19 protein-coding genes are annotated in these 18,179 nt (G+C 64.9%); 11 read left to right on the plus strand and 8 right to left on the minus strand.

The window, feature by feature from the left end:
• Positions 1 to 118: 118 nt before the first annotated feature.
• Positions 119 to 808: an outer membrane protein gene (locus AC066S_RS25185; protein WP_478270891.1), complete on the minus strand. Its 690-nt coding sequence runs from the start codon at positions 806 to 808 to the stop codon at positions 119 to 121.
• A gap of 681 nt (positions 809 to 1,489) precedes the next feature.
• On the opposite strand from AC066S_RS25185, the gene AC066S_RS25190 reads away from it, so the two are divergent.
• The 3 genes from AC066S_RS25190 to gyrA all read left to right on the plus strand — a co-directional run bounded on the left by AC066S_RS25190 (position 1,490) and on the right by gyrA (position 5,489).
• Positions 1,490 to 1,987, plus strand: a complete 498-nt coding sequence (locus tag AC066S_RS25190) for a single-stranded DNA-binding protein (protein WP_478270892.1) — start codon at positions 1,490 to 1,492, stop codon at positions 1,985 to 1,987.
• A 189-nt stretch (positions 1,988 to 2,176) separates the two neighbouring features.
• Positions 2,177 to 2,575, plus strand: coding sequence for a DUF2306 domain-containing protein (locus AC066S_RS25195; RefSeq protein ID WP_126257528.1), 399 nt, complete (start codon positions 2,177 to 2,179; stop codon positions 2,573 to 2,575).
• A 181-nt stretch (positions 2,576 to 2,756) separates the two neighbouring features.
• Positions 2,757 to 5,489, plus strand: coding sequence for a DNA gyrase subunit A (gene gyrA, locus AC066S_RS25200; protein ID WP_478270893.1), 2,733 nt, complete (start codon positions 2,757 to 2,759; stop codon positions 5,487 to 5,489).
• Positions 5,490 to 5,560: 71 nt separating this feature from the next.
• On the opposite strand, the gene AC066S_RS25205 is transcribed toward gyrA, so the two are convergent.
• Entirely contained in the window at positions 5,561 to 5,818 is a 258-nt protein-coding gene (locus AC066S_RS25205) for a hypothetical protein (protein WP_478270894.1), read from the minus strand.
• A gap of 255 nt (positions 5,819 to 6,073) precedes the next feature.
• On the opposite strand from AC066S_RS25205, the gene coaD reads away from it, so the two are divergent.
• From coaD to queA, 5 genes are all read left to right on the plus strand, one after another.
• The gene (gene coaD / locus AC066S_RS25210) at positions 6,074 to 6,571 is read left to right on the plus strand and encodes a pantetheine-phosphate adenylyltransferase (RefSeq protein WP_126257531.1); all 498 of its coding nucleotides are present in this window, start codon (positions 6,074 to 6,076) and stop codon (positions 6,569 to 6,571) included.
• Positions 6,572 to 6,607: 36 nt separating this feature from the next.
• Complete coding sequence (locus AC066S_RS25215) at positions 6,608 to 7,171, plus strand: peptidylprolyl isomerase (RefSeq protein WP_478270895.1); 564 nt, start codon at positions 6,608 to 6,610, stop codon at positions 7,169 to 7,171.
• Positions 7,172 to 7,180: 9 nt separating this feature from the next.
• The gene (locus AC066S_RS25220) at positions 7,181 to 7,606 is read left to right on the plus strand and encodes a hypothetical protein (protein ID WP_478270896.1); all 426 of its coding nucleotides are present in this window, start codon (positions 7,181 to 7,183) and stop codon (positions 7,604 to 7,606) included.
• Entirely contained in the window at positions 7,603 to 8,067 is a 465-nt protein-coding gene (locus AC066S_RS25225) for a peptidylprolyl isomerase (RefSeq protein WP_126257534.1), read from the plus strand. Before AC066S_RS25220 ends, AC066S_RS25225 begins: the two co-directional genes overlap by 4 nt.
• Before the next feature lie 141 nt (positions 8,068 to 8,208).
• Complete coding sequence (gene queA / locus AC066S_RS25230; RefSeq protein ID WP_478270897.1) at positions 8,209 to 9,282, plus strand: tRNA preQ1(34) S-adenosylmethionine ribosyltransferase-isomerase QueA; 1,074 nt, start codon at positions 8,209 to 8,211, stop codon at positions 9,280 to 9,282.
• Positions 9,283 to 9,378: 96 nt separating this feature from the next.
• Here the strand turns inward: queA and AC066S_RS25235 are convergent, their stop codons facing one another.
• The 4 genes from AC066S_RS25235 to AC066S_RS25250 all read right to left on the minus strand — a co-directional run bounded on the left by AC066S_RS25235 (position 9,379) and on the right by AC066S_RS25250 (position 13,603).
• On the minus strand, positions 9,379 to 10,416 hold the full coding sequence (locus AC066S_RS25235) for an aspartate-semialdehyde dehydrogenase (RefSeq protein WP_478270898.1): 1,038 nt from the start codon (positions 10,414 to 10,416) through the stop codon (positions 9,379 to 9,381).
• A 254-nt stretch (positions 10,417 to 10,670) separates the two neighbouring features.
• The gene (locus tag AC066S_RS25240; protein WP_478270899.1) at positions 10,671 to 11,273 is read right to left on the minus strand and encodes a PepSY domain-containing protein; all 603 of its coding nucleotides are present in this window, start codon (positions 11,271 to 11,273) and stop codon (positions 10,671 to 10,673) included.
• 246 nt (positions 11,274 to 11,519) lie between these two features.
• Positions 11,520 to 12,266 carry a TetR/AcrR family transcriptional regulator gene (locus AC066S_RS25245; protein ID WP_478270937.1) on the minus strand — a complete coding sequence of 249 codons (747 nt, stop codon included), beginning with the start codon at positions 12,264 to 12,266 and terminating at the stop codon, positions 11,520 to 11,522.
• Between the two features lie 128 nt (positions 12,267 to 12,394).
• A complete protein-coding gene (locus AC066S_RS25250; RefSeq protein ID WP_478270900.1) occupies positions 12,395 to 13,603 on the minus strand; it encodes a patatin-like phospholipase family protein in 1,209 nt (402 codons plus the stop codon).
• 178 nt (positions 13,604 to 13,781) lie between these two features.
• On the opposite strand from AC066S_RS25250, the gene tgt reads away from it, so the two are divergent.
• Positions 13,782 to 14,927 (plus strand): tRNA guanosine(34) transglycosylase Tgt, encoded by a 1,146-nt coding sequence (gene tgt, locus AC066S_RS25255; RefSeq protein WP_135171215.1) that lies wholly within the window; start codon positions 13,782 to 13,784, stop codon positions 14,925 to 14,927.
• A gap of 1 nt (position 14,928) precedes the next feature.
• On the opposite strand, the gene AC066S_RS25260 is transcribed toward tgt, so the two are convergent.
• A complete protein-coding gene (locus AC066S_RS25260; protein WP_126257541.1) occupies positions 14,929 to 15,147 on the minus strand; it encodes a hypothetical protein in 219 nt (72 codons plus the stop codon).
• A gap of 222 nt (positions 15,148 to 15,369) precedes the next feature.
• Here AC066S_RS25260 and cysK point away from each other — a divergent pair, with 222 nt between their 5' ends.
• Together cysK and AC066S_RS25270 are read left to right on the plus strand one after the other, a co-directional pair.
• Positions 15,370 to 16,347: a cysteine synthase A gene (cysK, locus tag AC066S_RS25265; protein WP_478270901.1), complete on the plus strand. Its 978-nt coding sequence runs from the start codon at positions 15,370 to 15,372 to the stop codon at positions 16,345 to 16,347.
• Between the two features lie 3 nt (positions 16,348 to 16,350).
• On the plus strand, positions 16,351 to 16,593 hold the full coding sequence (locus AC066S_RS25270) for a BrnA antitoxin family protein (RefSeq protein WP_126257543.1): 243 nt from the start codon (positions 16,351 to 16,353) through the stop codon (positions 16,591 to 16,593).
• Between the two features lie 141 nt (positions 16,594 to 16,734).
• Here the strand turns inward: AC066S_RS25270 and AC066S_RS25275 are convergent, their stop codons facing one another.
• On the minus strand, positions 16,735 to 18,165 hold the full coding sequence (locus AC066S_RS25275; protein ID WP_135171213.1) for a caspase family protein: 1,431 nt from the start codon (positions 18,163 to 18,165) through the stop codon (positions 16,735 to 16,737).
• Between the last annotated feature and the right edge of the window lie 14 nt (positions 18,166 to 18,179).

Here is an 18,179-nt window from a genome sequence, read left to right on the forward strand (position 1 = left end):
TTGGCGCGCTGGCGGCATCTGGCAGCAGGTCGGCGAGGAACTGAACCGGCGTCTCCGCCAAAACAAAAAGGCCGGCGCAAGGCCGGCCTTTCGTAACGCAATAGCGTTGGAGCGAGGCTTAGTACTTCGCGACGACCGGGGCGCCGAAGTGATAGTTCACGCCGACCTGCACGGTGTGCATCTCAAGCGTGTTGGTGGCGATGGCGCCCGAGAAGTAGCTCTCGCCGTCGAGGCTGCGATAGAGATACTCGCCCTTGACCGACCACTGCGGCGCGAAGAACGCCTCGACGCCTGCACCGACGGTCCAGCCGGAGTGGAACTTGCTCTCGGAGACCGAGAGGGCACCCAGGGTGGCGGTGAGCTTGTTGTCGACCCAGGCGTAACCACCGGTGCCGTAGAACAGCACGTTGTTGACGGCCCAGCCGATGCGGCCGCGCACGGTGCCCATGGCGTCGATCTTCGAGGTCAGCGAGGCGGGAACGCCGCCGACGCCGGCGACGAAAACCGTACCAGTAATGGAGTCGCTGACGTCAGCCCAGGCGCCATCGGCCTCGATGCCGAACACGACGTTGCCGGTCTGCCAGTTGTAGCCGGCGGTGCCGCCGACGAAGCCGCCCTTCATCTTGATGTCGGAAGCGTCCTGCCAAGCGCCGCCACCGACGACACCGAGGTAGAAGCCGGTCCAGTTGTAGACCGAAGCCATCGGCGCGACCGGCGCCTTGGTGTAGGGGCGAGCCGCGAGATCAGCAGCCGAAGCGGGGGCCGCCAGAGCGAACAAACAGGCCGAAGCCAACAAAGCCTTTTTCATTTTCAACTTAATCCCAGTCCCAGTTTCTGTTGTTGCCTTCCTTGACGGAAGGGCATCGGACTCAACGGCCCAACTGAGGCAGTGCTTACACCACTGAAGCTGCAAGTTGTGTCTCCGAAAAGCCACAGGGGTCGAAAAGGTGATGGTTACTGACTCATTGCGTCGATAAACCCTACCGCCAAACGACAAAGGCCGGCGCGAGGCCGGCCTTCAATCATCGAACAATATCAGATGGATATCAGTATTTTGCGATCAGCGGACCGCCCCAGCGGTAGTTCACCCCGGATCAGGGCGATATCGGCGTCCTGACTGATACGCTCGGAGCGTGTAACAGCGCCAAGCGGGCCGCCGGAAGGTTGCCGGAGCCGGTGAAAGTCATGGTGCGGTTGCGGAGGAAAATGTGGTCGTACTCGAGGCCCACCGTCCAGCCCCGCAGGGTTCCCTTCGGCGGAACAATCTTAGGCGCCGGCGCGCTGAGTTGGCACGATCTGTTTTCGGTGCACCGGCAGGAAGAACAAATCTGGAACGTTGCGGAGGTCGATGCTATATGTGGGGATAACCTTGGGGGTGATGGGCTGAGCGGCGCCCGCAAGCGTATAGGGTCGCCCCAACAGGGCGCAGAGGAACGCAGGCAGCGCGCTCGGCCTTTGAAATCAGTGGCATTCGGAGTGGAGAGCGGCGATGGCGGGAAGCGTCAACAAGGTCATTCTGGTTGGAAATCTCGGCAAGGATCCTGAAATCCGCCGCACCCAGGACGGGCGGCCGATTGCGAATTTGAGCATCGCGACATCGGAAACCTGGCGCGACAAGAATACTGGCGAGCGCAAGGAGAAGACTGAATGGCATCGCGTCGTGATCTTCAACGAAGGGCTCTGCAAGGTCGCCGAGCAATATCTGAAGAAGGGCGCGAAGGTTTACATCGAGGGGGCGCTCCAGACCCGCAAATGGACCGACCAGAGCGGCGTCGAGAAATATTCCACCGAGGTTGTGCTCCAGGGCTTCAACTCGACCCTGACGATGCTCGATGGCCGCAGTGGCGGCGGCGGAGGCGGCAGCTTCGGTGACGAGCCGGGCGGCGATTTCGGCTCCTCCGGCCCGGTCAGCAGCGCGCCGCGCCGTCCCGTTGCCGCCGGCGGCGGCGGCCGCAACAGCGACATGGACGACGATATCCCGTTCTAACGCTGGGGAGGAGACGGTTCGGTCCGGGACAGGAAACGGCGGATCCGGCTTTCGAGGATCCGAACCAAGACGAGATCCATGAATTCATGGTCGGCGGGAATGTCGGGGCAGCTGACCCGTTGGCCGCTCGGACTGGAGCAGAACTTCTAGTTGCCTGCCCGGCTTCGGCCAATCCGGAGAACGCGCCCCTTGAGCCTCGCACAGCTGCTTGATGCCGCTCCGCCGATCCCGCTGCATGCCTTCGCCGCCATGGCTGCGTTCTTCCTCGGGGCGATCCAACTCGTCGCTCCCAAGGGAAGGCTGCCACATCGGGCTCTGGGCTGGCTTTGGGTAGCACTAATGCTTGTCGTGGCGCTCAGCTCGTTCTGGATCCACGAGATTCGTCTGGTCGGGCCGTGGAGTCCGATCCATCTGCTATCGATCTTCACGCTGGCGACGCTGGTGCTCGGTGTGATGGCTGCGCGAACCCACAATGTCCGCCGCCACAGGATCACGATGATCTCGATCTTCTTCGGCGCACTCGTAGTTGCCGGGCTGTTCACGTTCATGCCCGGACGGATCATGCATACGGTGATTTTCGGGTCGTAGCGGCGGCCAGAACCGGCGCCCCCGGCGCGGGGCTGCCGGAGCGCGGAAACTGCTTCCGGCTTACCCTGTAAGTGCATGAAAAAACGAAGGGAAAAAGCGCTTTCGCGAACCCCTGCGAGGGTGGTTATCCGCCCCCCGATGCGCTATATGATTCCCAGACAAAAACTCACCGGATTCCCCCTTGGCTGACGACGACAACAAGCCCGGCGACCAGCCGGCGCAACCCTCGGACATTCGCCCTGTCTCCATCTTCGAGGAGATGAAGAAGTCCTATCTCGACTACGCCATGAGCGTGATCGTGGCGCGGGCGCTGCCCGATGCCCGCGACGGTCTGAAGCCGGTGCACCGCCGTATCCTGTTCTCGATGAACGAGCAGGGGCACACGCCCGACAAGAAATACGTCAAATCCGCCCGCGTGGTCGGTGACGTCATCGGTAAGTATCATCCACACGGCGATCAGTCGATCTACGACGCCATGGTCCGGATGGCGCAGGACTTCTCGATGCGCGTGCCGCTGATCGACGGCCAGGGCAATTTCGGCTCGGTCGACGGCGATCCCCCGGCTGCCTATCGTTACACCGAAGCGCGCCTGACGAAGGCGGCGTTGGCCCTGTTGGCCGACATCGACAAGGACACCGTCGACTTCCAGCCCAACTACGACAACAACGAGACCGAACCGTCGGTCTTGCCGGCCAAGTTCCCGAACCTTCTCGTCAACGGTGCGGGCGGCATCGCGGTCGGCATGGCGACCAACATCCCGCCGCACAATCTCGGCGAGGTCATCGACGCCTGCGTCGCGCTGATCGACAACCCCGCGCTCACCATCGACGAGCTCATCAACATCGTGCCGGGACCGGATTTCCCGACCGGCGGCGTCATTCTCGGACGGCAGGGCATCCGCTCTGCCTATCACCTCGGCCGCGGCTCGATCGTGATGCGCGGCAAGGTCGCGATCGAGACCATCCGCAAGGAGCGCGAGGCGATCATCATCACCGAGATTCCCTACCAGGTGAACAAGGCGACGATGGTCGAGCGCATCGCCGAGCTGGTCAAGGAAAAGAAGATCGAGGGTATCGGCGACCTGCGCGATGAATCGGATCGCGAAGGCTACCGCGTCGTCATCGAGTTGAAGCGCGACGCCGTGCCGGATGTGGTGCTGAACCAGCTCTACAGATTCACGCCGCTGCAGACCAGCTTCGGCGTCAACATGGTGGCGCTCGACAGCGGCCGTCCGCGGATCATGCATCTGAAGGACCTGCTGGCCATCTTCGTCGACTTCCGCGAGCGGGTCGTCACGCGGCGCACCAAGTACCTGCTGGCCAAGGCGCGTGACCGCGCCCATATCCTCGTTGGTCTCGCGATCGCGGTGGCCAATATCGACGAGATGATCCGCGTGATCCGGACCTCGCCCGACCCGACCGCTGCGCGCGACACCCTGATGTCGCGCGACTGGCCGGCCCGGGACGTCGAGGACATGCTGACGCTGATCGACGATCCGCGCCATCGCATCAGCGCGGATGGCACGATCCGGCTGTCGATGGAACAGGCGAGGGCCATTCTCGACCTGCGCCTGCAGCGCCTCACCGCACTCGGCCGTGACGAAATCCGCGAGGAGCTCGACAAGCTCGCCGGCGAGATCGCCGACTATCTCGACATCCTGCGCTCGCGCGAACGCGTGCTCGGCATCATCAAGACCGAGCTCGCCGAAGTGAAGGCCGAGTTCGCCACGCCGCGCCGTACCGTCATCATCGAGCAGGAGGGCGAGGTCGAGGATGAGGACCTGATCCAGCGCGAGGACATGGTCGTCACCGTCTCGCACGCGGGTTACGTCAAGCGCGTGCCGCTGTCGGCCTACCGCGCCCAGCGCCGCGGCGGCAAGGGCCGCTCCGGCATGCAGACCCGCGACGAGGATTTCGTCAGCCGCCTGTTCGTGGCCTCCACGCACACGCCCGTGCTGTTCTTCTCCTCGCGCGGCCAGGTCTACAAGGAGAAGGTCTGGCGTCTGCCGGTGGCCGCGCCGAACGGGCGCGGCAAGGCGCTGATCAACATCCTGCCGCTGGAGCAGGGTGAGCGCATCACCACCATCATGCCGTTGCCGGAGGACGAATCGACCTGGGGCAACCTCGACGTGATGTTCGCCACGACAGGCGGCAACGTCCGGCGCAACAAGCTGTCGGACTTCGTCGACGTCCGCCGCTCCGGCATCATCGCGATGAAGCTCGACGACAACGAGGCGATCGTCGACGTGCAGATCTGCACCGAGCGCGACGACGTGCTGCTGACCGCCGCCGGCGGCCAGTGCATCCGCTTCCCCGTCACCGACGTGCGTGTGTTCACCGGGCGCACCTCGATGGGCGTGCGCGGCATCGCGCTCGCCAATTCCGACAAGGTGATTTCGCTGGCGATCCTGCGCCACGTCGAGACCACCTCGGACGAGCGCTCGGCCTATTTGAAGATGCGCCGCGCGGTCGCGGGCGAAGCCGGGGCTGAAGAGGCCGCCGTGGATGCCGAGGCCGAGGAGACGTCCGGCAGCTTCCAGCTCGCCCAGGAACGCTACGCCGAGATGTCGGCCCAGGAGCAGGTCGTGCTCACCGTGTCGGTCAACGGCTACGGCAAGCGGACCTCGTCCTACGAATACCGCACCACGGGACGCGGCGGCAAAGGCATCGTCGCCATGAGCGTCAACAACCGCAACGGCAACCTGGTCGCCTCATTCCCGGTGGAAGACGCCGATCAGATCATGCTGGTCACCGACAAGGGCCAGCTGATCCGCTGCCCGGTCGAAGGCATCCGCATCGCCGGCCGCTCGACGCAAGGTGTCATCGTGTTCGATACCGCCGAGGACGAGCACGTGGTGTCGGTCGAGCACATCACGGAAGAGGCGGAGAGCGGGAACGGGGCGAATGGCGAATAGGGAGTAGCGACTAAAACTTGCTGCTCCATTCGCTGTTCGGCACTCACCATTTGCGGGCTTGACAGACCCGACTACGGGGTCCGATTGGCGGTCACGAGGCGCGCCTCGCGGACATTCGTCTTCGTGCCGGCCTTGCGCAGGCACGAGGCCTCGAAATTGGGCCAGGCCTGCTGCGAGCAGTCCTTGCCGATGGCACGGATATCGAGCCGGTCGCTCTTGGCCAGCGGCTGCGGCACGCTGGCTTCGACCGCCGGGGCAAAGCCGGGCAGGAGCGTGAGGGCTGCGGCAACACACGCAGAGAGTGCGATCGCTGAAAGAGTCTTGATCATTGACAATCCCCTGTGATGCGGCCGCCTACGCCCAGTGTGCGGCCCCTCATTCGTTGGCCGGATTAGTAACCATGGCCAGTTTCCGGACGTCTTCGCCGGCGCGGGAAATGGTTTCGTCTCCACCCCCAATTGTTTCGTGCCAGCGCTCAGGACGAAACAAACCGGCCATTCCCGACACGGCGGCGGGATAGTGCCGGAAACGGCCGGGGAACCGGCCCGGCTTGCCGGGCCGGGCCGGGCGCGGTAGGAGGGGGCATGCCGCGTATCGCCTTCTATCCCGGTTCCTTCGACCCCATCACCAACGGCCACCTGGACGTGGTCCGGCACAGCGTGTCGCTGTGCGACAAGCTCGTGGTCGCGATCGGGGTCCATCCCGGCAAGAAGCCGCTGTTCTCGACCGAGGAGCGGCTGAAGATGCTCCATGATGTCTGCGGGCCGGTGGCGGCCAAGGCCGGCTGCGTGCTCGAAGCCGTGACGTTTGACGATCTGTCGGTGACGTCGGCGCGCAAGCACGGCGCGACCATCATGATTCGGGGTCTGCGGGACGGCAGCGACCTCGACTACGAGATGCAGCTCGCCGGCATGAACGAGGCGATGGCGCCGGAGGTGCACACGGTCTTCCTGCCGGCCTCGCCGATGGTCCGCCCGATCACCGCCACTTTGGTGCGGCAGATCGCCGGCATGGGCGGGGACGTTTCGACCTTCGTGCCGCCGATTGTCGCGGCCCAGCTCAAGGCAAAATTCGCCGGCTAACGGCGCGCGTCCTCTTCCCTCTGATCCGGAGTTGTCATGATCCGAATTCTCGCAGTCCTTGCCGCGCTTCTGTTCGCGGTGCCGGCGGTGGCGCAGCAATTGCCGGCCAACCTCGACAAGGCCAACGCTATCGTCATCGACAGCACCAAGGGCCGCATCGTCATCAAGCTGCGTACCGATATCGCACCTCAGCATGCCGAGCGCATCAAGCAGCTCGCGCGCGAGGGCTACTACAACAACGTGCCGTTCCACCGCGTCATGGACGGCTTCATGGCGCAGACCGGCGACGGCCAGAATTTCAACGGCACCGGCGGCTCGAAATATCCGAACCTGAAGCAGGAATTCTCCAAGGTGCATTTTGCCCGCGGCATCGTCGGCATGGCCCGGCGCGGCGACAGCGTCGACAGCGCCAACTCGCAGTTCTTCATCATGTTCGCCGACGGCGGCAGCCTCGATGGCCAGTACACCGTGATCGGCGAGGTCGTGCAGGGCATGGACGTCGTCGACAAGCTGAAGAAGGCTCCGCCCGGCTCCGCCGGCGGTGCCGTGACCGACCCCGACAAGATGGTGAAGGTGCAGGTCGCCTCCGACATCAAATAGGAGGCAGCGATGGCGCGCCGTGGCAAAAAGCTCATCGTAGCTGCTGCGGCGCTCCTGCTTGGCCTCTCCAGAGCGGCCGCCGAGGACGCGCAGGTCAACACCATCCAGGACGTCTTCCGGCATCTGCGCACCTGCTGGAGACCGCCACCGCCGAACAAGGCTCGCCCACTCGACATCACCGTCGTCGTGAGCTTTAACCGGGCCGGAAACATTCTGGGCCATCCGAGGATTACCTATGAATCCGCGGAGGCCTCCGACAATGACCGGCTGCAATACCGGATCGCGGTGATGGAGGCGTTGCAACGCTGCACGCCGGTGCCATTTACCGATGCAATGGCCGGCGCCGCCGCGGGACGTCCATTCGCGATCCAGTTCCGTAACCGCAAAACGTCACCCGACAAGACTTCACCCCCAACGCAAGAGAGACGAGCATGAGCGTCACCGAAAACACCCTGATCCTCGAGACCACGCAGGGCCCCGTCACCATCGAGATGCGCCCCGACCTCGCGCCCGGCCATGTCGCCCGCATCAAGGAACTGGTCCGTGAGGGCTTCTACGACGGCATCGTGTTCCACCGCGTGATCGAGGGCTTCATGGCGCAGACCGGCTGCCCGCAGGGCACCGGCACCGGCGGCTCCGGCAAGAAGCTGAAGGCCGAGTTCAACAAGGAGCCGCATGTGCGCGGCACCGCCTCGATGGCGCGCGCCGCCAATCCCGATTCCGGCGACAGCCAGTTCTTCATCTGCTTCGACGACGCACGCTTCCTCGACAACCAGTACACGGTGTGGGGCAAGGTCACCGAGGGCATGGAGAATGTCGACAAGATCAAGCGCGGCGAGCCGGTGCAGAACCCCGACAAGATCGTCAAGGCGCGGATGGCCGCGGACAAGGAATAAGTCCATCCCCTCATGGTGAGGAGGCGCGCAGCGCCGTCTCGAACCATGAAGGCCGAGCTGCCGCAGCGGGGCCTTCATCATTCGAGACGCGCGTTCCGCGCTCCTCAGGATGAGGAATGACTGTGTGGCGCTGAATCCGACATGCGCACCGACCTCTTTGATTTCGACCTGCCGCCCGAGCGCATCGCGTTGCGGCCGGCAAGCCCGCGCGACTCCGCCAAGATGCTGGTCGTGGAGAACGGCGCGCTGCGCGACCAGAGCGTCGCCGACCTGCCGTCATGGCTGAAGGCGGGTGATCAGCTCGTCGTCAACGACACCAAGGTGATCGCGGCGCAGCTGAAGGGCCGCCGCATCGGCCGCGAGACCGAACCCAGGATCGAGGCGACGCTGATCAAGCGGCTCGACGGCTCGCGCTGGCAGGCGCTGGTGAAGCCCGCCAAGAAGCTCGTCGCCGGCGACCGCATCCGCTTCGGCAATGAAGGCAAGGTCTGCCTGCTCGGCCATCTCGACGCCGAGGTCGAGGCCAAGGGCACTGAGGGCGAGGTCACGTTGTCGTTCTCGTTCCATGGCCCGGCGCTGGACCAGGCCATCGCCGATCTCGGCAGCCCGCCGCTGCCGCCCTACATCGCCTCCAAGCGCACGCCCGACGATCAGGACCTCGCTGACTACCAGACCATGTTCGCGGTGAACGAAGGCGCGGTCGCAGCGCCCACCGCCGGGCTGCATTTCACCCCGGCGCTTGAGCAGGCGCTGCGCGCGCGCGGCGTCGGCGTCAACCAGGTCACGCTGCATGTCGGGGCAGGGACGTTCCTGCCGGTGAAGGTCGACGACACAGAAGCCCACAAGATGCACGCCGAGTGGGGCACGATCTCGGCGGAGACGGCGGAGCGCCTCAACAGCGCCCGAAAAAATGGCGGCCGCATCATCGCCGTCGGCACCACGTCATTGCGCCTGCTCGAGAGCGCAGCGCGCGAGGACGGCACGATCCAGCCCTTCGCGGCCGAGACCGCGATCTTCATCACGCCCGGTTATCGCTTCCGCGCCGTCGATGTCCTGATGACCAATTTCCACCTGCCGAAGTCGACGCTATTCATGCTGGTGTCGGCATTCTCCGGGCTGGAGACGATGAAGGCGGCCTATGCGCACGCCATCGCCAATGGGTACCGGTTCTACTCGTATGGCGATGCGTGCTTGCTGTTTCGGGCAGTGCCGTAGGGTGGGTTAGCCGTAAGGCGTAACCCACCACTATCGATCTCCGCGGAAGCGGAAAAGGTGGATTACGCCTTCGGCTAATCCACCCTACGCACCTTGCTACGCCATCACCCGCTGCGGCAGGAGCTCGGCGATCTGCACCGCGTTCAGCGCGGCGCCCTTGAGCAGCTGATCGGCCGCCACGAACATCGAGATCGAATGCCCGCTAGCGTCGCTGAGATCCTTGCGGATACGGCCGACCAGGACGTCGTCCTGGCCCGAGGCGTCGATCGGCATCGGGAAGTAGTTCTTCACGCGATCGTCGACCACCTTCACGCCGGGCGCCTGCGCCATGATGGCGCGGACCTGGTCTTCGCTGATCGGCTTCTCGCATTCGAAGGTGATGGCCTCGCAATGGGCGCGCAGCACCGGCACGCGCACGCAGGTGACGCCGACGGCTATGGTGTCGTCCTCGAAGATCTTGCGGGTCTCCTTGATGACCTTGGTCTCTTCGTCGTTGTAGCCGGTGTCGGGGTCGACGGCCGTATTGTGGTTGAAGAGGTTGAAGGCGTAGGGATGTGGCATCACCTTCGGCGTATAGACCTGCCCGTTGAGATTGGCGCGGGTGGATTCGACCAGCTCCTCCATCGCGGCGGCGCCGGCGCCCGAGGCGGCCTGGTAGGTCGAGATGATGACGCGCTTGATGCGGTTCTTCTGGTGGATCGGCCACAACGGCACCAGCGCGGTGATCGCCGCGCAGTTCGGATTGGCAATGATGCCCTTGTGGTCGCGGATGCGGCTGGCGTTGATCTCGGGGATCACCAGCGGCACATTCGGGTCCATGCGGAACGCGGAGGAGTTGTCGACCACGACCGCGCCGGCCTTGACCGCGATCGGCGCATACTTCTTCGAGATACCGCCGCCGGCGGAGAACAAGGCGATATCGACACCTTCGAAGGACCGCTCCGTCAGCTCCTCGATCACGACCGGCTGGCCGCGGAACGACACCGTCTTGCCGGCCGAGCGGGCGCTGGCGAGCGCCTTGAGCTTGCCGACGCGAAAGCCGCGCTTGTCCATGGTGGCGATGAATTCGGCGCCCACCGCACCGGTGACGCCGACAATCGCGACGACGGGATCGTTACTCACTTTGTCCTCCATTGAGATTTGCGAATGAGACAACAAAAAAGCCCCGGACCATCGAGGGCGGGGCTTCGGTAGAGCTGATGCGTTCCAGTCGACGACTACGCGCGCACGCCTCCCCGGGCCCCTGAGGCCGTGGTGGTTTTGGTCGTGCGTTTGGTGGTCGTGAACATGGCGGCGACTTATGCGGGAGAGTCTTGCGGTCGTCAATGGCTTTTCGCCCCGGTCGATGCCGGGGGCGAACCCTGCCTGGCAGCCGCTATTCCCAGCCGCTACTTTGCCCTGGCGCCCGGGGGCTCCAGGATGACCTCCTTGAGGTCGTCGCCGCTGATCACGACGATTGCGAAACTGAGCCGGCCGCGTTCGCGCACGAGACCGCCGCTGATCGCCTTGCCCGAGGCCGCGCGCTCGGCAACGCGCACGGCATCCGCGAGGCGGTGCCTGATCGCACCGAGTGCTGCAAGGTTGTTGCGATCGTCGCGGTCGAGCTCGGCGAGGGGCAGGGCCGCTTCCCCGCCGACGAGTTCGCCCGTCGCAGCGTTGATGGTGTGACGCCAGATCCGGTCGTTGTGCAGGGTCTTGACCCGATACACCGCGACGCCGGAGCCGCCGTCAAAACTCACATCTGCGGTGGTGGCGCCGGCGTGGCGGGCTTCGGCGATCGCCATGGCCTGGCTGATCGAGATCGACGAGCTGCGGAAGCGCTCGATCTCGCGGCTGACGGCCTGGCGGTCGGCCTCGGCATCACCATCTGTATCGCTGTGAAGCGCGGTCGGCGTGCCCGCGATCACGGTCGCCTGCAACGGTGCGACGAGGAGCAGCGCGGGCAAGGCGATCGCGAGCAGTTGCAAGGTCCGTCGTCTGGCTGTCGTCATGTTCGAAACCTTCGGCGTGCGAGGGTGCCGGATGAACGTAAAGAATTCGCGGCCGGCCCCGGGCAAAGGCCGGCCGCCGAACGCCGCGGCGGGCTGTACCTGCCGTGACGATCGAAGCGGCCCGGACCTCCTTGGGGCTGTGAAAAGCGGCCCGTACCGACTAACTAAACCATACCGTATCGTTTTGTTTTGGTCAATGCTGTTGCGGCGGCCCCCTTAGGGAAAGAGCGCGAGTTCACGGAATCGTCAGCGGGAGGAGCGGCGTCGCGTCGGGCCCTTTGCGGCGTCCCGGACCCGGTCGGCAGGACCCAGCGCGCCGGCAAGGAACAGCTTGATCGCGATGCGCATGCGCTTCTCGGCCGATTTCGGCTCGAGGACCGTTCCGAAGGTCGCCATGCGGTGGGTGTGTCCGACGACCACGTCGAGAAACACCTCGGCCGCAATGGTGGTGTCCTCGACGTCGAGCGCGCCTTGCGCAACCAGATGGTCGAAGAAGCGCGCAGTGGTGGCAACGGCCTTGAGCCAGCCTTCCTCCTTGCCGAGCTTGGCGACGTCGGGGAAGTTGATGGCCTGTGACGTCATCATGCGGCTGAAGGCGACGGCGTCGGGACCGCAGGTGAACGAGAGCATCTCGCGCCCGATCTCGACCAGCCGTTGCTCGACCGAGATGTCGGCGGCACTGCTCAGCTGGGTCTCTGCCGCGGCCGACAGCGGCGCAAGCCAGCGCGCAATCTCGCGCCTCAGCACGGCGGCAAACAGGCCGCGCTTGTCGCCGTAGCGGGAATAGACGGTGGGCTTGCTCACCCGGGCCGCTTCCGCGACCGCGTCGAGCGAGGTCGCGTCGAAACCGCGATCCAGGAACAGGCGGGTGGCGACCTCGATCAGCCGCTGGTCGCGCTCGATGGCGGCGGTCTTGGTCGGCCGGCCGCCGCGGGATTTCGGCACCTCGCGCCGCGGCGCTGCCGGTCTCGTCCTGGTCGCAGTCAATCCCATGCCCAACGATTCCTGCGCGTTTCTGACGTTCGTCATTCGCTCTATATCGTGCAGGAGCCGGGGCGTCATCGCGAATCTGGCCGAATTGGCCGTATCGTCAACGGTTTCAGCGGTTCCGTCATCGATTCTCACGGCAGCATTGAGCTCCAGGCCTGGCCGGACGCGGCCTTGTCATATCCGTATTGATAGAGCGCCCGCATATAGGCGGTGTCGAACCCTTCCGACGGCGGCGCCGGATAGTCGCGCGCGATGTAGGAGAGATGAAAGCCGAGACGGTTGCGCCTCGCGAAATCATAGGTCGAGAAGATGATCGAGCGCGTCTGCGACTGGGTGATCGCCGACAGGCTGCGCGAGGCGACGTCGATGGTGCCGTTGGAGACGAGCTCGAAATTGCGCTCGATCTTCTTGTTGACGAGGATGTAGATGTCAAATTTCGCACTGCCCGGCAGTCGGCTGCCCTGGAACAGCAGGGCTTCCGGCAGCGTCAGCACCGGCGCGGTCACGCCGCCGTCGACATGCATCTCCTGAAACTTGCGGCCCTGGCCCTCGGCGTCGATCATGATCGGCGGAAACACCAGGGGAATGCTGGCGGAGGCCGCCATCACGTCGCGAAACAGCTTGAGCGCCTCGGGCGTGCCGACGGCGGCGATCTTGCCCATGTCCCAGATCGCGGTGCGCTGGGTGTCGAGATCGGTCGTCACGATCAGCAGCTTTCGCCCCTTGGCGTTTTCGCGCGCGACCTGCGCCAGAATCTCCGGCCCGACATAGCGTGCGACCAACTCGCGCAGCCGCGTGTTGCCGAACAGGCCGGATCCGAACAGCACGCGCACGATGCTGGGATCGTTGAGGAGGCTCTCCGCGATGCCGGAGGTGTAGACCTCCTTCAGGGTGTCGTCATATTGCGGGCCGAGGAACGCAAACGGCGCGATCAGGCCGCCGGTGCTGACGCCCGAGACCACGGTGAAGGTGGGGCGGGTTCTCGCCGCGGTCCAGCCGTTGAGCACACCGACGCCATAGGCGCCGTCGGCACCGCCGCCGGAGAGCGCCAGATAGGATCTCGTCGCGGTGCTGATGTTCTTGTCGAAGCTGAATTTCGTGACGGGGTCGTCGGCGTAGCGCCTGAGGCCATCGATCTCGAGCACGCGCGATACGCTGGCTTCATTGGCCGTGTAGGGCGTGCGGGGCAGGGAGGTGCAGGCGGCGAGCGCCAGGCTGCACGTCAGGACCAGGATTCCGGTCAGGCGGCCGGTTGTGTGCCTGATCCGGTCGCGCGGGCGGCCGGAGAGGTCAGTCGAACAGGAAGGAAGCGGCATTGTCGGTGGCTGGCGATCACGCATTTGGCGCCGCCGGCACATTCTCGCCGCGGCATCTCGTCCAGCCCCTGGTAAAACTACACTGTTTCGTTTTGTTTAACAAGGCTGGCAGCGGGAATAATCGCCTCGATTTTGTCCCAGTCTGAGGCACCGTGGGTTGAGCGGGTTGATCGACTTGCTCCGACACGCAATAAGCACCGCCATGAATCCCGACAATGATCTTCCCAATCACTTTGAGTTGCTCGCCACCGATGGCGCCGCGCGCACCGGGCGCCTGACCACACCTCACGGCGTGGTGCGGACGCCGGCCTTCATGCCGGTCGGCACCGCCGGCGCCATGAAGGGCATGCACTGGCGCGAGGTGCGCGATGCCGGTGCCGACATCGTGCTCGGCAACACCTATCACCTGATGCTGCGCCCGACCGCCGAGCGGATCGCGGCGCTCGGCGGCTTGCAGCTTTTCACCGGCTGGAACGGGCCGATGCTGACGGATTCCGGCGGCTTCCAGGTGATGTCGCTGTCGGACCTGCGCAAGGTCACCGAGAACGCCGTCACCTTCCGCTCGCATATCGACGGCGCCAAGGTCGAGCTGTCGCCGGAGCGCTCGATCGAGGTGCAGCGCTTGCTCGGCTCCGACATCGCCATGCAGATGGACGAGTGCGTGCGGCTGCCGGCCGAGCACGCCGACATCGAGCGCGCGATGCAATTGTCGCTGCGCTGGGCCGAGCGCTCGAAGCGCGCCTTCGAGAGCGCGCCCGACGGCTACATGCTGTTCGGCATCGTGCAGGGCGGCGACGTCCCCCGGCTTCGTCACGCGAGTGCGCAAGGCCTGGTCGAGATCGGCTTCCATGGCTATGCGATCGGCGGCCTTGCCGTCGGCGAGCCGCAGGAGGTGATGCTGGCGATGATCGACGAGACCGCGCCGGTGCTGCCGAAACAGCGCCCGCGCTATCTGATGGGCGTCGGCACGCCCGACGACATCCTCGAAGCCGTGAAGCGCGGCATCGACATGTTCGACTGCGTGATGCCGACGCGCAACGGCCGCCACGGCGTCGCCTTCACGCGTTTCGGCCAGGTGAATTTGCGCAATGCACGCCACGCCGACGATCCGCGTCCGCTGGATGAGGAGAGCTCATGGCCGTCGACGCGCAACTGCGCGCGCGCCTATCTGCACCATCTCGTCAAGGCGGGCGAGACGCTAGGGGCGATGCTGCTGTCCGAAATCAATATCGCCTACTACCAGTTCCTGATGCAGGGCATCAGAGACGCGATCGCGGGCGGAACGTTTGAGGAGTTCTATCGGCGTACGCGCGAGGGCTGGGCGAGGGGCGACATCGCCCCACGCTAGCTCAGTTGCACACGAAGCGTTGCTTCACGGCATGCTTGGTCACGAAGCCATAGCCGCAATTATCGCAGGTCCAGAGATAGCTGATCATGTGGTCCGAGACGTAGGCGGATGCTTCGGCGGCGACCATGGAGTCGGCACAGACAGGACAGGTGGGCAATTCGCTGCAACGCGGATCGCGGTTCGGCGCGACGGTCGACAACACTTCAGCAATTGCTGACATCGTGGTGACCTCCCTGCTTTAAGACGTAAGTCTAACATAAGCAGAAACGGTTGACGAGGTCGCAACACAAATGCGTTGGTTTTCTGATCTTCGCCGCTCACGTGATTTTGCGATGCAGCGTATTTAACATGTGCCGCATTGCCGCTTGCGTGTCGCCGCAAGCTGTCTGTAACTGCGCAATGCCGCGATAGAAGAGCAGATTGTCGCCACAGGGAGTTCATCATGGACGCATCGTCCAACACGGGTGCAGCGCACCAAGCCGGCCGCGGCCGGATCTATGACTCGATCGTCGAGGCCTTCGGCAATACGCCGATCGTGCGCTTGCGTCGGCTGCCGGGCATGCACGGCGTGAATGCGACGATTTTGGCAAAACTTGAATATTTCAATCCTGCCGCAAGCGTGAAGGACCGCATCGGCGCGGCCATGATCGTCGCGATGGAAAAGGCCGGCATCGTCAAGCCCGACACCGTGCTGATCGAGCCGACCTCCGGCAATACCGGCATCGCGCTCGCCTTCGTGGCGGCGTCGCGCGGCTACCGCCTCAAGCTGGTGATGCCGGAATCGATGTCGATCGAGCGGCGCAAGATGCTGGCTTTTCTCGGCGCCGAACTGGTGCTGACGCCGGCGGCGCAAGGCATGAAGGGCGCGATCGCCGCCGCCGAGGAGCTGTTGAAGTCGACGCCGAACTCGGTGATGCCGCAGCAGTTCAAGAACCTCGCCAATCCCGAGGTGCACCGCCGCACCACCGCGGAAGAGATCTGGAACGACACCGCCGGCAACATCGACTTCTTCGTCGCCGGTGTCGGCACCGGCGGCACGATCACCGGCGTCGGCCAGGTGCTCAAGCCGCGCAAGGCCTCACTGCGCGTAGTCGCGGTCGAGCCGGAGGAGAGCCCGGTGCTGTCGGGCGGACAGCATACCCCGCACAAGATTCAGGGCATCGGCGCCGGCTTCGTCCCCGACATCCTCGACCGTGCCGTGATCGACGAGATCGTCAAGATCAACTCGACGACCGCCATCGAGACCGCGCGCGCGCTGGCGCGGCATGAGGGCATTCCCGGCGGCATCTCCTCGGGAGCTGCGATTGCGGCCGCGCTGCAGATCGGCAAGCGGCCGGAGGCTGCTGGAAAAACCATCCTGGCGATCGTGCCGTCCTTCTCCGAGCGGTATCTTTCGACGGCTTTGTTTGAAGGAATCTAGGACATGGCGGAGCAACCACCGAGGCGGCCGCGCACACTGGGCGATGCCAGGACGGAAGCAGAGGCAGCGTTCAAGAAGGTGACGGCCAAGGTCGCCGTGGCGCCGCCTAAACAGACGGCTGTTCCCGGCGTCAAGGAGCAGGTCACGTTGCGCATCGATCAGGACGTGCTGGAGTTCTTCCAGGAGGGTGGCCCCGGCTGGCAGGATCGCATCAACGAGGCGCTGCGAAAGGCCGCGGGGAAGTAGGGCTCTCTCTCGCCACGCGGCGCTGCGAGAGCGGGGCCTTCATGGTTCGAGACGGCGCTTCGCGCCTCCTCACCATGAGGATCACAAACGAAAAAGCCCGGCGTGAGCCGGGCTTTTGCATTCTGAGATCGTCGTCTCGCCTCAGCGGCGGAACATGCCGCCCATCATGCCGCCGACGACACCGCCGACGAAGGCCGCACCGGCGGCATCGCCGGGGCTGCTGCGTTGAGGGGCCGGCGCCGGCGCGCTGCTCTGGGCCGGGGCGCTGGCGGCGCGCCGGGCCGGCTTCTGGCTGGTGTCGCTCGCGGTCGCCGGGGCAGCCACGATCTCCGAGAGCAGAGCCTTGTGCTGAAGCTTGTTGAGGTAGCCTGATGAGGGATAGCCGCGCGCCGTCTGCCAGCGCTTGAGCACGGATCGCGTCTCGTCGTCGAATGCGCCGCTCTGCTTGGTGTCGAAGCCGAGCGCCGTCAGGCGACGCTGCACGTCGCGGCGCTTGGTCTTGTCGAGGCCGATCTGGTCCTCGGTGACCTGGGTGGCCTCGTCGGTGAAGGTTGCGGGATCGACGCCAGCGTTGAGGGCGCGGGTCGCGGTCGAGGGGCCGCTCTTGATGGCGGCGAGGCGTGCCAGCGCCAGCGCCTTGAACTGACCGTTCGGATAGGCGGTGAGATAGGCGTTGAGCTCTTCCGGCTTGTTGGACTCCTTCACCGAGCGCCAATATTCGAGCTCGACGCCGTCCGAGCCGCCGGTCGCAGCCGGCACCATGCCCGAAGCGGTCGGGGCCGCGTTGGCGACCTGCGTGGTCGGGGCCTGATTGAGATAGACCGAGCCGGTCAGGTTGGTGTGGCCCCAGGGCAGCTGGCCCTTGCGGGTCTCTTCATTGACCTGGGCGCGCACCGACGTCATGGCCTGCTGGATCTCGACGCCGGGCTTGGTGATGTTGTCGATCAGCGCACGCGTGAACGGGCTGTTGTTGCCCTCCTGACCATCGAGCGCGGTCTGGCCGGGACCGGTGGCGAACGCGATGAGGGTGCCTTCACCGGATTTCATCTCGGCAAGACCGCTCTGCACGTTGACGCTGCGGGTCGCGGAGTTCGACTTGATCTTGGCGGCGAACGGATTGTCGCGGCAGGCATCGAGGAAGACGAGCTTGACCTTGGCATCGCCCATGGTCTGCTCGAGCGTCAGGTCGATGTTGATGGCCGCGCCCAGCTTGACGTCCATCTCAGACTTGATGTCGGCGTCGACGGGCAGCAGGTAGTTGGTGCCGCTGACGGCGATGCCGTGGCCGGCATAGTAGAACAGCGCGATGTCGGAGCCCTGCGCCTTGCGGCCGAAATCGAGCAGCTTCTCCGTCATCTGGTCGCGGCTGAGATTGGAGCCTTCGATCACCTCGAAACCGACATTGCGCAGCGTCGATGCCATCGCCTTGGCGTCGATCGGCGGGTTCGGCAATTGCGCGACGTTCTTGTAGGAGCCGTTGCCCACGACAAAAGCGACGCGGCGGTCAGCCTTCGCGGCACTGACCGACAGCGCCATGCACATCAGCGAGGCGAGGAGGGTGAGATAGCGCATTCTGAAATCCCCAG

This window comes from Bradyrhizobium sp. CFUWI (assembly GCF_056429085.1).

Coding starts and splice junctions, on each gene's coding strand:
- AC066S_RS25260 (WP_126257541.1), bottom strand. CDS start 15,147: ATGTCAGCAATTGCTGAAGTGTTGTCGACCGTCGCGCCGAACCGCGAT.
- cysK (WP_478270901.1), top strand. CDS start 15,370: ATGGACGCATCGTCCAACACGGGTGCAGCGCACCAAGCCGGCCGCGGC.
- AC066S_RS25220 (WP_478270896.1), top strand. CDS start 7,181: ATGGCGCGCCGTGGCAAAAAGCTCATCGTAGCTGCTGCGGCGCTCCTG.
- coaD (WP_126257531.1), top strand. CDS start 6,074: ATGCCGCGTATCGCCTTCTATCCCGGTTCCTTCGACCCCATCACCAAC.
- AC066S_RS25225 (WP_126257534.1), top strand. CDS start 7,603: ATGAGCGTCACCGAAAACACCCTGATCCTCGAGACCACGCAGGGCCCC.
- AC066S_RS25215 (WP_478270895.1), top strand. CDS start 6,608: ATGATCCGAATTCTCGCAGTCCTTGCCGCGCTTCTGTTCGCGGTGCCG.
- AC066S_RS25240 (WP_478270899.1), bottom strand. CDS start 11,273: ATGACGACAGCCAGACGACGGACCTTGCAACTGCTCGCGATCGCCTTG.
- AC066S_RS25185 (WP_478270891.1), bottom strand. CDS start 808: ATGAAAAAGGCTTTGTTGGCTTCGGCCTGTTTGTTCGCTCTGGCGGCC.
- AC066S_RS25190 (WP_478270892.1), top strand. CDS start 1,490: ATGGCGGGAAGCGTCAACAAGGTCATTCTGGTTGGAAATCTCGGCAAG.
- AC066S_RS25250 (WP_478270900.1), bottom strand. CDS start 13,603: ATGCGTGATCGCCAGCCACCGACAATGCCGCTTCCTTCCTGTTCGACT.
- AC066S_RS25235 (WP_478270898.1), bottom strand. CDS start 10,416: ATGGAGGACAAAGTGAGTAACGATCCCGTCGTCGCGATTGTCGGCGTC.
- AC066S_RS25205 (WP_478270894.1), bottom strand. CDS start 5,818: ATGATCAAGACTCTTTCAGCGATCGCACTCTCTGCGTGTGTTGCCGCA.
- AC066S_RS25275 (WP_135171213.1), bottom strand. CDS start 18,165: ATGCGCTATCTCACCCTCCTCGCCTCGCTGATGTGCATGGCGCTGTCG.
- AC066S_RS25245 (WP_478270937.1), bottom strand. CDS start 12,266: ATGGGATTGACTGCGACCAGGACGAGACCGGCAGCGCCGCGGCGCGAG.
- tgt (WP_135171215.1), top strand. CDS start 13,782: ATGAATCCCGACAATGATCTTCCCAATCACTTTGAGTTGCTCGCCACC.
- AC066S_RS25270 (WP_126257543.1), top strand. CDS start 16,351: ATGGCGGAGCAACCACCGAGGCGGCCGCGCACACTGGGCGATGCCAGG.
- queA (WP_478270897.1), top strand. CDS start 8,209: ATGCGCACCGACCTCTTTGATTTCGACCTGCCGCCCGAGCGCATCGCG.